13 protein-coding genes and 2 pseudogenes are annotated in these 15,750 nt (G+C 63.7%); 12 read left to right on the top strand and 3 right to left on the bottom strand.

The genetic code is table 11. From position 1 onward, the window contains the following. A partial coding sequence (locus tag WAN71_RS06835; protein ID WP_422224606.1) for an MFS transporter occupies positions 1 to 1,714 on the top strand: 1,714 nt, incomplete at its 5' end. Positions 1,715 to 1,835: 121 nt separating this feature from the next. On the opposite strand, the gene WAN71_RS06830 is transcribed toward WAN71_RS06835, so the two are convergent. Together WAN71_RS06830 and WAN71_RS06825 are read right to left on the bottom strand one after the other, a co-directional pair. Further along, entirely contained in the window at positions 1,836 to 2,369 is a 534-nt protein-coding gene (locus tag WAN71_RS06830) for a hypothetical protein (RefSeq protein WP_422224605.1), read from the bottom strand. 564 nt (positions 2,370 to 2,933) lie between these two features. Further along, the gene (locus tag WAN71_RS06825; RefSeq protein ID WP_422224604.1) at positions 2,934 to 3,455 is read right to left on the bottom strand and encodes a hypothetical protein; all 522 of its coding nucleotides are present in this window, start codon (positions 3,453 to 3,455) and stop codon (positions 2,934 to 2,936) included. A gap of 554 nt (positions 3,456 to 4,009) precedes the next feature. On the opposite strand from WAN71_RS06825, the gene WAN71_RS06820 reads away from it, so the two are divergent. From WAN71_RS06820 to WAN71_RS06770, 11 genes and pseudogenes are all read left to right on the top strand, one after another. Next, on the top strand, positions 4,010 to 4,504 hold the full coding sequence (locus tag WAN71_RS06820; RefSeq protein ID WP_422224603.1) for a carboxymuconolactone decarboxylase family protein: 495 nt from the start codon (positions 4,010 to 4,012) through the stop codon (positions 4,502 to 4,504). A 21-nt stretch (positions 4,505 to 4,525) separates the two neighbouring features. Continuing rightward, positions 4,526 to 5,878 carry a glutamine synthetase gene (locus tag WAN71_RS06815; protein ID WP_422224602.1) on the top strand — a complete coding sequence of 451 codons (1,353 nt, stop codon included), beginning with the start codon at positions 4,526 to 4,528 and terminating at the stop codon, positions 5,876 to 5,878. Between the two features lie 53 nt (positions 5,879 to 5,931). After that, positions 5,932 to 7,020, top strand: coding sequence for an amidohydrolase family protein (locus WAN71_RS06810; protein WP_422224607.1), 1,089 nt, complete (start codon positions 5,932 to 5,934; stop codon positions 7,018 to 7,020). 7 nt (positions 7,021 to 7,027) lie between these two features. Further along, complete coding sequence (locus tag WAN71_RS06805; protein WP_422224601.1) at positions 7,028 to 7,861, top strand: lysophospholipid acyltransferase family protein; 834 nt, start codon at positions 7,028 to 7,030, stop codon at positions 7,859 to 7,861. Further along, positions 7,861 to 8,301, top strand: coding sequence for an SRPBCC family protein (locus WAN71_RS06800; RefSeq protein ID WP_422224600.1), 441 nt, complete (start codon positions 7,861 to 7,863; stop codon positions 8,299 to 8,301). The genes WAN71_RS06805 and WAN71_RS06800 overlap by 1 nt, the downstream gene beginning before the upstream one ends. Before the next feature lie 90 nt (positions 8,302 to 8,391). Further along, positions 8,392 to 8,769 (top strand): hypothetical protein, encoded by a 378-nt coding sequence (locus tag WAN71_RS06795; protein WP_422224599.1) that lies wholly within the window; start codon positions 8,392 to 8,394, stop codon positions 8,767 to 8,769. 2 nt (positions 8,770 to 8,771) lie between these two features. Beyond that, positions 8,772 to 9,787: pseudogene (locus tag WAN71_RS06790) on the top strand (DUF4331 family protein). A gap of 193 nt (positions 9,788 to 9,980) precedes the next feature. After that, positions 9,981 to 10,220, top strand: a complete 240-nt coding sequence (locus WAN71_RS06785) for a hypothetical protein (protein ID WP_422224598.1) — start codon at positions 9,981 to 9,983, stop codon at positions 10,218 to 10,220. Between the two features lie 264 nt (positions 10,221 to 10,484). After that, entirely contained in the window at positions 10,485 to 13,139 is a 2,655-nt protein-coding gene (locus WAN71_RS06780; protein ID WP_422224597.1) for an ATP-binding protein, read from the top strand. Positions 13,140 to 13,664: 525 nt separating this feature from the next. Continuing rightward, complete coding sequence (locus tag WAN71_RS06775) at positions 13,665 to 14,450, top strand: PE-PPE domain-containing protein (RefSeq protein ID WP_422224596.1); 786 nt, start codon at positions 13,665 to 13,667, stop codon at positions 14,448 to 14,450. Positions 14,451 to 14,992: 542 nt separating this feature from the next. Further along, positions 14,993 to 15,316 carry a hypothetical protein gene (locus WAN71_RS06770; protein WP_422224595.1) on the top strand — a complete coding sequence of 108 codons (324 nt, stop codon included), beginning with the start codon at positions 14,993 to 14,995 and terminating at the stop codon, positions 15,314 to 15,316. A 70-nt stretch (positions 15,317 to 15,386) separates the two neighbouring features. Here WAN71_RS06770 and WAN71_RS06765 read toward each other — a convergent pair. Next, positions 15,387 to 15,503, bottom strand: a pseudogene (locus WAN71_RS06765) (nuclear transport factor 2 family protein); the annotation flags it as partial. Positions 15,504 to 15,750: the final 247 nt, after the last annotated feature.

Below are 15,750 nucleotides of genomic sequence, written 5' to 3'. Positions count from 1 at the left end.
GGGCATCGGCGGCGGCGCCATCACGGTCACGGCCAGCGCGCTGATCGGCGAAGTCATCCCGTTGCGGGATCGCGGCCGCTATCAGGGCGCCCTGGGCGCGGTGTTCGGTGTGACGACCGTGATCGGCCCACTGCTGGGCGGCTATTTCACCGACCATCTCACGTGGCGGTGGGCGTTCTGGATCAACGTGCCGGTCTCGATCGTCGTGTTTTTCGTTGCGGCCGCGGCGATTCCGTCCCTTGCTGCGCGGGCGAAACCGATCATCGACTACACCGGGATCTTGTTCGTCGGCCTGGGTGCCACCGGTCTTACCCTGGCCACCAGCTGGGGCGGCACGACCTATCCGTGGAGTTCCGCGACGATCATCGGGCTGTTTGCTGCCTCGGCGGCGGCGCTGGGCGTTTTCGTCTGGGTGGAGAGCCGTGCCGCGGCGCCGGTCCTGCCGACCCGGCTCTTCGGTAGTCCGGTGTTCACGGTGTGCTGTGGGCTGTCCTTCGTGGTCGGTTTCGCCATGTTGGGGGCGCTGACGTTCCTGCCGACCTATATGCAATTCGTCGACGGCGTTTCGGCGACCACATCGGGACTGCGCACCCTGCCGATGGTGGCCGGGATGCTCTCGACGTCGATTGGCAGCGGCGTGCTGGTCGGGCGGACCGGCCGGTACAAGATCTTCCCGGTCGCCGGAACAGCGGTGATGGCGCTCGCTTTTCTGCTGATGTCCCGGATGAACCCGTCCACATCGGCGCTGCTGCAATCGCTTTACCTGTTCATCCTCGGGGCCGGCATCGGCCTGTGTATGCAGGTGTTGATCCTGATCGTGCAGAACACGTCGAGCTTCGAAGACCTCGGTGTCGCCACCTCCGGTGTGACCTTCTTCCGGACGATCGGCAGTTCGTTCGGCGCGGCGATTTTCGGCTCGCTGTTCCTCAACTTCCTGCGAGGGCGCATCGGTCCGGCGATAGCGGCCAGCGGCGCATCTCCGGCAGCTGTCAATTCGCCGGAGGCCTTGCACCGGCTGCCGCGTGCGATGGCCGCCCCGATCGTCGGCGCTTATGCCGCCTCCCTTACTCAGGTGTTCTTGTGGGCGGTTCCGGTTGCGCTGGTCGGATTCGTGTTGGCGCTCTTCCTTCGTGAGGTCCCGTTGCGGGAAATCGGCAAGAACGCCGCCGACATCGGCGACGGGTTCGCGATGCCGACCACGCAGTCGCCGGAGGAGATGTTGGAGACGGCGATCGGACGGATGGCGCGGGGCGCCCCTCCCGGCATGCGGCTGCGCAGCATCGCGATGCGGCCCGATTGCCAACTCGACGTCGCCGAATTGTGGGCGCTGTTGCGCATCAACCGCAATCAGCAAGCATTCGGGATGGCCCGCGTCACCGACATCGGTGACCAGTTGGGAATACCGTACGAGGTCCTCGAACCCACCTTCGACCGCCTGGTCCGCCGCGGCTACGCGCAACGTGACGTCGACCGCCTGTGGCTGACCCCACCCGGAGCGCGTCAGGTCGACTTCGTCTCGACGCTGCTCCAGGAGTGGATCATCGACAAGCTCACCCGCTCGCCGAACTTCCAGGGCCGACCCGACCGAGCTCAGGTCGAGGCCGCGCTTAACCGGATCGCTCACCGGATCGTCGCTCAACGGGATTGGAATGAGGAGCGCCCGCGGTCGATCAACTCCGGCGGCGAAGCTGCCGGGCGTGCCGTTTCGCCTTAGACGAGTGGCGAAACGGTTTGGCGCCGCAGCTTTCTACCGCTAGCGGCATCTGGCTGGCGGGACCTGTCGGCCTCGCCTGCCAGATAGTCACCTCATCGATCAAGGCAATACAGCGCCGAGATCAGAAGAGGGTGAAGCCCGAACCCACTAAGTCGTCAATGACCGGGTCGAGCAGGGCACCAAGGCCAAGGGGCGCCAACAGGTCAGCGTCAAGGCCGGAGGCCAGCAGGCCAAGCGCGTCAGTCGGTAAGCCCAAGATGTTAAACGCGCTTGGGTCTAGTGCCCCGACCAAGTCGCTGAGCGGATCTACATCAAACACAGATGCCGAGCCGATGCCGAAGAAGCCGCCCGAACCCACCAAGTCGTCAATGACCGGGTCGAGCAGGGCACCAAGGCCAAGGGGCGCCAACAGGTCAGCGTCAAGACCGGAGGCCAGCAGGCCAAGCGCGTCGTCCGGTAAGCCCAAGATGTTAAACGCGCTCGGGTCGAGTGCACCGACCAAGTCGCTGAGCGGATCCGCATCCCCGATGGCGCTGGCCACGGGTGCGGTGCCCATGCTGATTGACGCGGCAATAACGGCGGCGCCGGCGGCGGTGCCAAAACTGAAGGCTAGCCGGCGGCCGCGCGGCGTCAGGGTACGATCGTTTCGACTCATGTGCGAGTCTCCAATCCGGGTATGTATCGATATGGATGTGTATGGGGTTGCCGCCCCATAACCGGCGTCTCGCACATGAGTTTTTAATGCCCAACCCCCGACGGGTCGCCGACCGCCAGAGCATATATCAGAAGACGCTGATTATGTATACAAATTCTGAATGAGCCTGAGTTTCTATTAGTGACCGTTTAGGCTGTACTCAGGAAAAACTTGGCGGGATCGCCCATCAACGGTGAAGGGCGCCAAGGCGGCTCGTCGCCAGCGCATCCGCGGGCCACGTTGCCGCACAATGAGATTCGGTCGCAAAATCTCCGGAGCCGAAATCTAAAGCTGCGATCTGCACCGCTCCGTCCGATCCGCCAAATCGGCTATTCCACACATATCTAATTCATCAAACAGTATTCAACACATATCTAATATTAAGGTTAGGGAGACGGGCGCCGTGTGTCGATTGACGTGACCGGAATGGTCGGTAACGCTACCCGCGAACTCGCGATCGCTTCCTATTACTAGCGGCCATCTGGCTGGCGGGACCTGTCGGCCTCCCCAGCCAGAGCACCGAGATCAGAAGAGCGTCCCCGAACCCACCAAGCCGTCAACGATCGGGTCGAGCAGGGCACCAAGGCCAAGGGGCGCCAACAGGTCAGCGTCAAGACCGGAGGCCAGAAGGCCAAGCGCGTCGTCCGGTAAGCCCAAGGCGTTAAACGCGCTCGGGTCGAGTGCACCGATCAAGTCGCTGACCGGATCCGCATCAAGCACAGATGCGGAGCCGGCTGGCAACGAACTCAGCCAGCTGTCAACCATCGGGTCGAGCTCCGTACCAAGGCCGGTGGGCCCCAACAGGTACGTGTCAATGCCGTAGCCCACAAGACCAAGCACGTCAGTCGGTGCGTCCGAGGAGTTAAACGCGAGCGGGTCGAATGCCCCGATCAAGTCGGTGAGCGGATCCGCATCCACGACGGCGCCCGCCGCGGGTGCGGTCCCAATGCTGATCGACGCGGCGATAACGGCGGCGCCGACGGCCGTGCCAAAACTCAACGCTATCCGGCGGCCGCCCGACGTTGGGGTACGAGCGTTGCGACTCATGTGCGAGCCTCCAGTCCGGGTCTGTGTCGATGTGGATGGGTATGGGGTTGCAGTCCAATAGCCGGCGTCTCGCATATGAGTTTTAATGCCCAACCCACGACGGGTCGCCGACCGCCTGAGCCTATCTCAGAAGACGCGGACTATGTATGCAAATTCTGAATGCGCCTCAGGTTGCTATTGGTGATCGTCTAGGCTGCACTCAGGAAAAAACTTGGGCGGGTTCGCCCATCAACAGTGACGGACGCCATCACGGCTCGTCGTCAGAGCATCCCGGGGTCACGTTGCCACGCAATAGGTTTCAGTCGAAGAAACCGCCAGAGCCGAAATCTAAAGATGCGATGCGCATGGCCCCGCCCGACCCGTGAAGGGCGGGTGTTCTTTACATGTCCAATAGTTGAATTGAATTCGACAAATATCTAACTTGAAGGTTTCGGATAAGGGGCGCCGTTTGTCGATGGACGTGACCGGAATGGTCGATAACGCTACGGCTCGACGGGCGCCTCGACGCGTTTCGGGGTTTCGGGATACGACAGCCCGAGGCGTACCATCTCGCCATGAGCCGCATCGGAACGTTCCCTGACGACGACCTGGCCGGCTGGGTCCTGAAGTCTCCCGAACTTGGCAGCGCGATCGGCGCGTTTGCCAACGCCGTCTATGGCCACAACCGGTTGCCGATGCGTACCCGCGAACTCGCACGGACGGTCATCGCCCACGACAACGAATGCGAAGTGTGCGTCAACACCCGCGACGCCGACGGACCCGCCGCCGGTGTCGACGAAGAGCTGTACGAGCACGCGCGCCAGTGGCGCACCTGGCCTGGATACAGCGACCAGGAGCGGTTGGCCGCCGAGTTCGCCCACCGATTCGCCACCGAGCACACCGTGCTGCGCGACGACGAGGATTTCTGGACCCGCTGTGGCGAACACCTTTCCGAAGAGCTGCTCGCTGACCTGGCGTTGTCGTGCGCGCTGTGGATCGGGATGGGGCGGGTGCTGCGGACCCTGGATATCGGTCAGACCTGCAAACTGACGCTGCCGAGTCGGGTCTGACCTACCGGGCCCGCCCGGCACATGACCACCACACCGCTCGCCGCCGCGGCCATCGCCCAACTTGAGGCCGAAGGTGTCGACGCGGTCATCGGCACGGTGGTCAATCCGGCCGGGCTCATCCAGGCCAAGACGGTACCGATCCGCCGGACCAACGCCTTCGCCGATCCCGGCCTGGGCGCCAGCCGGGTCTGGCATGGCTTCGCCATCGACCAGACCGGCATCGCGTTCGGCGAACACATCGGTGTCGTCGGTGATCAGCGCGTCCGGATCGACCTGTCCGCGCTGCGCATTGTCGGCGATGGATTGGCCTGGGCGCCCGGCTCATTCTTCGAGCAAGACGGCACCCCGGTGCTCGCCTGCAGCCGCGGAACGCTGGGCCGCGTCGAAGCGGCGCTCGCCGAAGCCGGCATCGAAGCGTTGGTCGGTCACGAGATCGAATTCCTGCTCGTCAATCCCGACGGCCATCGGCTGCCTTCGACGCTATGGGCGCAGTACGGCCTGGCCGGTGTCCTCGAACACGAGGCTTTCGTTCGCGATGTAACCGCAGCAGCGGCGGTGTCCGGTGTGGTCATCGAGCAGCTCCACCCCGAGTACGGAGCCAACCAGTTCGAGATCTCCTTGACACCGCAATCGCCGGTCGCCGCGGCCGACCAACTCGTGTTAACCCGGATCATTATCGGCCGCGTTGCCCGCCGTTATGGGTTGCGTGTCAGCCTGTCACCGTCGCCGTTCGTCGGCGATGCCGGATGCGGTGCCCATCAACATTTTTCGCTGACCAGCTCGGCGGGGCCGCTGTTCTCCGATGGAGCAGGCACCCGCGGCATGACGAGCAAGGGCGAGAACGCGCTGGCGGGGGTGCTGCGCGGGCTGCTGGAAGCTCAGGGCATTTTGTGCGGTTCGATCGTGTCCGGGTTGCGACTGCATCCCGGCAATTGGGCCGGGGCATATGCCTGTTGGGGAACCGAAAATCGAGAAGCCGCGCTGCGCTTCGTCGTTGGTGGCCCAGGCAACCCGTACGGCGGCAACGTTGAAGTCAAGGTTGTCGATCCGTCGGCGAATCCGTATCTCGCCACGGCAGCAATCCTGGGTTTGGCATTTGACGGAATCAAGGACAAAGCCGTCCTGCCGCCCGAGACCAAGGTGGACCCGGCAGCATTGTCCGACTCGGAGCGTGGCCGCGCCGGCATCGTGCGGCTCGCCGCCTCCCAAGCGCAAACCATTGCTGCACTGGATAATTCGAAGCGGCTGCGTGAAATTCTCGGCGATCCCGCCGTCGACGTCGCGGTCGCGGTCCGCCGCTTCGAGCACGAGCAGTACGCCCATCTCAACCGTGAGCACTTGGCGGACAAATTCCGTATGGCCTGGAGCGTTTAACGGTGACGGCCCTGGCCGATCACATCGCCGGCGTGCCGCTGATCGACCAGCACATGCATGGTTGCTGGCTGACCGCAGGGGACCGGCAGCGGTTTGAGAACGGCCTCAACGAGGCCAACACCGAACCGCTGGCCGACTTTGATTCCGGATTCGACTCACAACTCGGCTTCGCGCTGCGAGCCAACTGTGCTCCGCTTCTGGGGCTACCCAAACACGCTGGCGCCGACGAATATTGGCAGCGGCGCAGCCAGCTCACCGAAACCGAGCTAGCCGCAATCTTTCTGCAAGCCGCCGGCGTTAGCGACTGGCTGGTGGACACCGGGTACGCCGAAGGCGTCGCGGATGTCGCACAAATCGCCGAATGGTCCGGCGGCCGCGCTCACGAAGTGGTCCGCCTCGAGCAGGTGGCCGAGCAGGCCGCGCGAGCCAGGGGTGACTACGCATCGGCGTTCGCGGAGATCTTGCACCAGCGCGCGGCGACGGCGGTGGGCACCAAATCCATCCTGGCCTACCGCGGCGGATTCGACGGCGATTTGACCGAGCCGTCGGTGGCCGAGGTCGCCAAGGCCGCCGCCCAATGGCGCGATCGCGGCGGCGTCCGGCTAGCCGATCGGGTTCTGCTGCGCTTCGGGCTGCATCAGGGCCTGCGGGTGGGCAAGCCGTTGCAATTCCACGTGGGTTTCGGCGATCGAGACTGCGATCTGCACAAAGCCAATCCGCTGTATTTGCTGGACTTTTTGCGCCGTTCCGGCGATACGCCGATCGTGCTGCTGCACTGCTATCCCTACGAGCGGGAGGCGGGCTATCTGGCCCAGGCGTTCAACAATGTTTATCTGGACGGCGGCCTGTCCATCAACCACCTGGGCGCCCGCGCGCCGGCATTCATCGCCCGGCTGCTGGAGCTGGCGCCGTTCCGTAAGATTGTGTACTCGTCGGACGGGTTCGGCCCAGTCGAGCTGCATTACCTCGGTACCAGGCTGTGGCGCAACGGTATTCATCGCGTGCTGAACGGATTCGTCACCGACGGCGAATGGAATGAAGCCGATGCGATCCGGGTAGTCGACCTGATCGCGCACATCAACGCGGCCCGCATCTATCGACTTGACCCCGCAGAGATTAAGAACGCCGCTGGCAGGGTATAGGTCCGGCATGCCCGGCCTAGGAGACGTGCTGGAGTGGGCCCGCTCGCAAGTGGCGTCGCGGGTCCCCAAGGCCGACCTCGACCAGCGGGATCCTGACTACATCCGCGACCAGCTGCCGAGAACGTGGCTGCTGGCATCGCTGTACTTCCGGGCCGACGTGGCCCATCTAGACCGAATACCCGCCGAGGGGCCGGTATTGCTGGTCGGTAATCACAGCGGCGGCAACGTGCCTCCCGACACGTTCGTGTTCACGCTGGCGTTCTGCTCCTACTTCGGCGTCGAGCGACCCTTTTACCAATTGGCCCACAACCTCGTCGTCTCCGCGCCGCCATTGGGCTGGCTACGCAAGTTCGGCACTGTCGCGGCCAACCACGAAAACGCGCGAATGGCATTGGAATCCGGCGCCGCGCTGTTGGTTTATCCCGGTGGAGACTATGAAGTCTTCCGGCCGTCGAGGGAACGCCACCAGGTCGACTTCGGCGGCCGCATGGGGTATGTGCGGCTGGCGCGCGATGCCGGCGTGCCGATCGTGCCGGTGGCCAGTGTGGGCGGTCAGGAAACCGCGTTGTTCCTCGACCGCGGGCAATGGCTGGCCAAGCTGCTCTTCGCGGATAAACTGCTGCGGCTCAAGAGCATTCCGATATCTTTGGCGCTGCCATGGGGTCTGAACATCAGCGACTTGGCCGGACACATCCCGCTGCCCGCCAAGATCGCGATCGAGGTGCAGGAACCCATCGAAGTCGATGGTGATGACCAGGCGGTGCACGACAAGGTGATGGCCAGCCTCCAGGCCGGTGTCGACCGCCTTGCCGCCCGACGTCGATTCCCGGTGCTCGGCTGATGCGAGTCGAACGGCGCTGCGTGATCGACGCCGACCGCGACGCGGTCTGGAAGATCGTCAGCGATCCAGACTGCTACCCGTCGTTCATGAGCAATCTGGAGCGGTGGGAGAGCGCCAATGATCAGCCGGCCGGCGTCGGGGCCCGCTATACCGTGCACTGGAAGATCGGCTCGGTGCCGGTGGGCGGTTTGATCGAAGTGGTCGAGTTCGACAACCTGCGCGACCTGGCGTGGGTCGGGATCACCGGTATCAACCTGCGTGGCCGGATCCGGCTGCGCGGCGCGGGGGAGAGCCGGACCAAGGTCATATTCCGGCTGTCCTACCAAGCGCCCGGCGGGATTTGGGGCTACATCGCCGACCGCGTCGCCGTGCGCCAGGTGGGTCGCACCACAGCCGACACCCTCAATCGCCTCAAGGCGCTCGTCGAGTCCGGCGGCTAGATCAAGCCGGTCTGTGAGCCCTCACCTCCCTCCGCGGAGGCGAAACGTTGTCGGGCCTGGCACGATATTTGAGGCGGAAGGAGGCGCGGCGTGACGAAACTGGGCGAGCTAGCCTCGCACCTTGGCTACTGGGTGGTGTATCGAAACTGGTACGGGAAGGTCAGCTACCTGATTTATCGCTGGGACGAGCACCCTCCCGTTTTTGGCCGGTCATTTCCCACGGAGGAAGAAGCGCTCGAGTTCTTGGCGCCGATTGAGAGTCAACCGCGGTGGCGCCTCAAGCTTGACGACCCCAGCGTGACGGTCGAGCGCGCGCCCTACGGGGTAGCCGTGACTGAAAATCGCACCGACGGCCGGACCTTCTCGGCGCCGGTTCTGACGGAGGCTTCCTATATAGACGTCCAGGGCGAGGACGTCCCCACGATCGGGAATTGGGAACGCCTGCCGGCCATGACCACCGAGAGTTAGATATGTCGAACCATTTCAACGGTCTGAGTCTGGGACCGCCGCTTGGCGATCAGCGCCTCGACCTGTGCGATCTGTACGCGTTCCAGTCGCCGACCGACAGTTCGCGGACGGTGCTGATCCTCACCGCCAATGCGAACGCCGACGCGCTGCACCCCGATGCTATCTACCGGTTAGCGATCGATACCGACGGTGACCTGCTTAACGACATCGCCTTCAGTTTCGTGTTCTCCAGCCCGGTGGACGGTCGGCAGACGGTCAACGTGTTCATGGCCCACGGTGAACAATCTCGCTCTCCCGAGCCGATTGGCGCGCAGATCTTCACGATGTCGAGGTCTCGTTCCGCTCGCAGCCCAAGGTCGCCACCGCCGGCGACATCACGCTCGCCGCCGGGGCTCGCAGCGACGCCTTCTTCGCCGACTCCGACGGCATACACAACCTCTTCGACACCAGCGGCAACCGCAATTTCACCGCCCCTCATCTGGCCGAACTCGGCGGCAAATCCCCGTGGACCGGCCGGGATTCAAATACCCAGGCCAACGTTTTCTCGATCGCGATCGAGCTGCCCACCAACGCGCTAGGCGCGACCGGGCCGATCCGCATCTGGGGCCGCTGCAGCCTGCGTGAGAACAGCGCACTCAATCATGTGGACCGGGCCGGACACCCGTCGGTGAGCAGTTTCTTCAACACCGACGACACCATCGTGGAATACAACGCCAGCGAGCCCGCCAACGACTGGAACCGATGGCTTGACCAGTTCGTCCACTTGATGGGTCACACCGGCGGCTACACGCGGGAGCAGGCCATCGCCGCCATCGAGCGGGAAGGCACGCTGCCCGACATGCTGACCTTCGACCCGACCAATCCGGCGCAGTACCCAAACGGCCGGGTATTCACGGACGATGTCATCGACTACCGACTGGCATTCTTGACCAAGGGCGACTGTCCACCGTCGGGCCTCTCACCGCACACCGACACGCTCACCGAGTTCCCCTATCTCGGTCCGCCGCATTCGCCCTAGGTGGTCTCCGTGAAGAATCAGGGCAATCTCTAAAATTCACCCGACCCGCGAGGCGCGGACGAAGGGAGGAGTGTCCGCGCCGTTACCGCGCAGCAGCCCGGGGCCCAGAGCGCGCAGCGGCAAGTTTGAGTTGGGTAGCAGCCCGCCGCGCAAGCGCCGCGATCTTCCGCGTGTGCTGCCTTAGGGTGGCGAGATGAGCGAGGCTGATTGGCCGCTGTGGGAGTACAAATGGTTCTTTTCGACGGGCGACGATGCCCTGAATGAAATGATGCGCAAAGCGAACGCGCTAGGGGAACAAAGATGGGAGATGGTTAACTTCGCGGTGGACGCGGTGAAACCCTTTACGGCCGTGTGCTTCTTCAAACGGCCGCGGCTCCCGGGGGTGACGCCCGAACCACCCGAAGAGCCCGAACCGCCTCGGCGCTTTCTCTGAATACCCGGATGCCGCGCGACGAACAAGCGGCGAGCATTGAAAGGTTTGGCGGCCGAGGGACGGATTCGCCACTACGTCGATTCAACCGGGCGTCGCTTCCCACCGTGCGACGGCGTCTTCGCTACGTTCCAACGATGCAGACCGATCCAATTTCTCGGTTGCAAGCGACCCCAGTCGTAATGCGCATCGCCGACAGCGCGGTTCGCGCACGGCCGTCGCGTGATGTTCGAGGTGGAACAGGGTTCGTTGTGACATTCTGCAGAGGTGCCCGCTCCTTCGGGTGTTGTGACGTTTCTGTTCACCGACGTTGAGGGTTCGACCCGTCGGTGGGAAGCCGACGCGGAGGGCATGCGGCCGGCCCTCGCCGCCCACGACGAGGTATTGCGCGGGGCGATCGAGGGGCACGGCGGCTGGCTGTTCAAGCACACCGGCGACGGCGTGTGCGCCGCCTTCGCCTCGCCCAGGTCTGCCGTCGACGCCGCGGTGGCCGCGCAGCGGGTGTTGGAGTTGCCGGTGCGGATGGGGCTGGCGACCGGCGAAGCCGAGCTGCGGGGTGGGGATTACTTCGGTGCGGTGCTGAATCGGGCCGCACGCGTGATGGCAGCTGGGCATGGCGGCCAGATCCTGCTGGCCGAGTCAACGGCAGGTCTGCTCAACGGAGTTGACCTGGTGGATTTGGGGCCGCGGCGGCTGCGGGATCTCCCGACCCCGGTCGGGCTGTTCCAGGTCCAAGCGGACGGCCTGCGCACCGACTTTCCGCCGGTGCGGGCGCTGGACGTGAGTCCGGGGAACCTGCGGGCTGCGGTCACCAGCTTCATTGGGCGCGAGGTCGAGGCCGGCGAGGTGCAAGCCGCGGTGAAAGCTCATCGGCTGGTCACGCTGACCGGGGTAGGTGGGGTCGGCAAGACCCGCCTGGCGTTGGAAGTCGCGGCGCGATTGGCAGATGAGTTCCCCGACGGGGTCTGGTTTTTCGAACTGGCCGCAGTCACCGATCCGGCTGCGGTACCCGACGCCGTCGCGGCGGTGTTGGGCATCACCCAGCAACCGGGCAAGACAGTGACCGAGTCGGTAGCCTCCGCCTTGGAGGGCCGGTCACGGCTGCTGGTGTTCGACAACTGCGAACACGTGCTGGACGCCGCCGCCGATCTGATCGAGGCCATCCTCGCCGCCTCGGCCACGACCAAGGTTGTGGCCACCAGCCGCGAAGGACTCGGCATCGCCGACGAGCAACTGTGGCCGGTGCCCTCGCTGGACGTGGGCGCAGGCGTCGACTCGACCGCGGTAGCCTTGTTCGTCGAACGCGCGCAGCACGCTTCGCCGCGCTTCGCGGTGGGCGAGGATGGCGAGGCGGCCGCGGTGGTGGAGATCTGCCGCCGCCTCGACGGGATCCCGTTAGCCATCGAATTGGCGGCCTCGCGGATGGCGGCCATGACCGCGGGCGAGGTGCGCGATCGGCTCGATCAGCGGTTCCGGCTGCTGGTCGGGTCGCGGCGCGCGCTGGAACGCCACCACACCCTGCGCCACGCCGTCGCGTGGTCCTACGACCTGCTCGACGACACGGAAAAGGCGCTGCTCGATCGGTGTTCGGTGTTCGCCGGTGGATTCGACCTCGAAAGTGCCTGCGCCGTCATGGGTTCCGCTGACGACTTCGCCACCCTGGATCTGCTCGATGCGCTGGTGCGCAAGTCGCTGCTGGTCGTCGACCGATCCTCGGGGCGGACCCGGTTTTCGATGCTGGAGACGATCCGCCAATTCGCCGAGGAACAACTCGTCGCCCGCGGCGAAGCATCCGAGATTCGGGCCGCGCACTCGCGGTACTTCGCCGGACGGGAAGCCGACATCCTGGCCCTGTGGGACAGCCCCCGCCAGCGTGCGGCAAACGACTGGTTCACTTTCGAACTGGCCAACCTGCGCACCGCATTTCGCTGGGCCGCCGACCAAGGCGATCTTGATGTCGCCGCCACCATCGCCACCTATGTGGGGCTGCTCGGCGCTGGGGTCCAAACCTATGAGCCGGTCGCCTGGGCAGAAGAGCTGATCGAACCCGCCTGCACCGTCGACCACCCCCGGCTGGCGTTCCTGTACGTGATTGCGTCGCTGTGCTACACGACCGGACGGATCGAGGCGGCTGTCCGCTATTGCGATGCCGGCCAGATCGTTCTCGGCAGGAGCCGCGATGCGCTGCCGTACGGCATCGAAGGCGTGCTTGGACTTGTATACCTAGCCATCGGGCAGCCCGAGCGGTTGGCCGAGTTGTGCCGCGCCCAGCTCGCACACGGTCGTGACACCCACACATTCATCAGGGCATGGCTCGTCCTCGCGCTGACGATCGCCGGTTGCGGTGACGAGGCGATGGATTCCGCGGATGGCCTCATCGAGGCTGCGGAGGCAACAGGTAACCCGCAGTTGCTCTCGTGGGCGCTCGGTGCCTACGGTTTGGCTTTCCGTGACGCAGATCCCGTCGGGGCGCTTAACGCCCTCGGCCGGGGTCTGGTGATCGCTCAAGACAGCGGCTTCCGCGCCGGCGCGTCAATGCTGGCGGAGTTTCTGGCACGACTTGAGGCCGAACACGGCGGCACCGTGTCCGCATTCGATCACCTCACTCTGGCAATCCGCAACTACCACAATGCGGGCAACACCACGACGATCCGCCTCCCGCTGGCCATCCTCGCCGCTCTTTTCGACCGGCTCGAACGCTACGAACCGGCGGCCACCATCGCCGGCTTCGCCCTCAGTCCTTTGTCTGCGGCGGGGGTCCCCGAAATCACAACCGCAATCGCCCACTTCCGCGAGATCCTCGGCGACCAAGCCTACGAGTCGCTCGCCCGCCGGGGCGAGACGATGACCACCGCCGCCATGACGACCTACGCCTACGACCAAATCGACCAGGCCCGAACAGAACTCGAACACCCTGGTTGAGTTGCGCGAGTCGCGTGTCCAACCCGAGAGCGGCGCGGCATCCTCTCAATCGCCTTCACCGGTCTGAGGCGAATTCGGGCACAAAGCCGAGGCCGTCAGATCAGCCCGGTCGCGTCGCAGATCCACGACGTATCGGCCGTCGCGAGATCCTCCAACCACGTCGGCGGCGCCTGAGCGGTCATGCTGCCCATGTCCCAATATTCTTTCCACAGATCGGAGCAAGTGCAGTCCTCTGACCTGGAAAAACAAGGTCAATCACTAGCGCTGTTGGCCCAACTATTTGGACTTCAGCAACCATCACCAACGCTCCGCCATCGCGGCGTACGTCTACGACCAAATCGACCAGGCCCGAACAACACTCGAACACCCAGGTTGAGATGCGCAAGGGTTCGAACGGCGGGAGGGTTCAAAGGATGCCCGGGGTGGTTGCATTGGGCTTATGCTCCGTGGAGCAAAACCCGTTTTGGGCAAAGGGGACCGAGGGGGGGACTCGTGAGAAAAACGACTCTAATCACCTTGTTCGGTGTGATCGCTCTGTTCGGGGCCGGGGTGGCCCATGCCGACAGCCTTGCTGACCCCGGCGTCCTGTCCGGTTCGGATCTCGCGATCATCGTCGGACCGACCGGGGTAGGCGACCCGAACGCTACCTACATCGCAGATGCCGAGGCACTGTACCTCGACCCCAACGGGTTCAGCCCCACCGGAATTGCGGAAGATCTGGCCTTCTATCCGGCATCCGACAACTTCGGCCCATCGGTGGCCGCTGGCCAAAATGACCTGACCACAACAGCGGTCCTCGGCTACTACCTGGGCGCATTTAGTGCCGCACATCCGTTGACGTTGTTCTGTTACTCGCAGGGCGCGGTGGTCTGCAATAACGACGAGCCAACCTTGATCAAGGACGGCATACCGTCTGACGCAATCAAAATCGTTGAGATCGGTGATACGTCCAGTTCGCAGACCGGGTGGGACGGTGCTCCCGGCCCAATCGATGGTTTCCTCGATAACACCGCTGCGCCAGGCACTCTGACCGCGCTTGTTCTTGATGCTCTCGGGTGGGGCAACCTTGTCGGCGACACCACGCCCACCAACTACTACGACACCTACGTCTACACCATCTACGGTGACGAGTGGGCCAACGTATCCGCCCCTCTCTGCGTGTTGTGCCACGACGCCTATCTGGGACTCACGCCAGCCGAGATCAGTTCTGCTGTCCCGGTGATCGATGGCCTGACGACGTATTTCGACATTCCCGCGCTCTCTACCACCGCGCTGGACAACGCGCTGCTCGCCGCAGTAGGAGCACTATAAGAATCGTGACACATACCGGCTCCGGTCGCGCATTCTGGATAACCAGCTACGCAACGCGGTAGGGAATTTCATTGCTGTCTATAGCAACAACACCAGCGGCAACCCGAACCTTGCTAACAGCTACCGTTGGCATCAAAAACCCAGCTGGTATCCGCTTTTGAGAGGGTTTCAAGCCGGCCTGAAGGCGCTTGGTTCACCAACGAGTTCATATCCCAATATTCTTTCCCTAGATCAGAGATAGCGCGGTACTCTGACCTGCGGAAATGGGCAAATGCGGGAGCGCTGTGCGGTCAACTATTTGGACACCGGCAAACCTAGGCAGCCCGCAGCCAACTGCGGAGGTAATCGCGAATTTCGGTGATGGCGTGACGTCACGCTGCATTCGGAGGCGTGTTGACGCCAGTGTATCGCCGCAATACGGAATCATCTGTGAGACAAGGGATTGCGCGCATTCACGGGGGGAGATATGGTCAGCGTGTTCCAACCACAGGAAAAATGTCCCAGCCTAACCACGGAACTCCCAACAACCGAAGGGGTACACCGTGAGACAACCAGAACTAACCAGCCTCATCGGCCTGCGCGACAGTGACGGGGATCAGCTACACCTCGTTCGCCTAGATCGGGCCAATGGCTCACGCAGGTACCTGATGGCGATCGGTCGGGAGAGGGTGTTCCTGACTGCCGGCGAACTGGACCGGCTGAGCACCGTCATCCGGCGCGAATTGTCGGTAGGTAACGCGGATGATCTGATGGCCGCGTTTAGGTTCTTCGCCCACGCAATCTGGCTCCTGATCTTCTGCGCAGCGTTGTCGCTCCTCGCGTCCGCACTCACCGGGCCATTGTTTGCGTACCCCTGGTCGAATTGAAGTCAGCGGGGAGTTGGCCTAGCGATGCTCAAAGCAATTCAGGTGGTGTTCTTTCGCGTGCTGGGGCGCCTCAGACTAGCCCGGTAGCATCAAATACCCAGCTCACATCCGCTTTTCCGAGGTCCTCTAACCAGGTCGGGGCCGCCTGAGCGGTCATGCTGCCCATATCCCAATAGTCTTTCCCTAGATCGGAGCAAGCGCAGTGCTCTGACCTGGAAAACAAGATCAATGCGCAGCACTGTGGGGCTAACTATTTGGACTTCAGCAACCATCACCGACGCTCGATGGACTGCCCGGGTGGAACGAGTGTTCAATCTTCGCAAGGGAACAGGGTTTGTTGTGACATTCTGCTGAGGTGCCCGCTCCTTCGGGTGTTGTGACGTTTCTGTTCACCGATGTTGAGGGTTCGACCCGTCGGTGGGAAGCCGATGCGG

Origin of the sequence: Mycobacterium sp. (assembly GCF_049280035.1) — a bacterium.
Classification (GTDB): domain Bacteria; phylum Actinomycetota; class Actinomycetes; order Mycobacteriales; family Mycobacteriaceae; genus Mycobacterium.
Note: the sequence above shows the minus strand (reverse complement) of the source record. Positions and strands in the feature narration are given on the sequence as shown.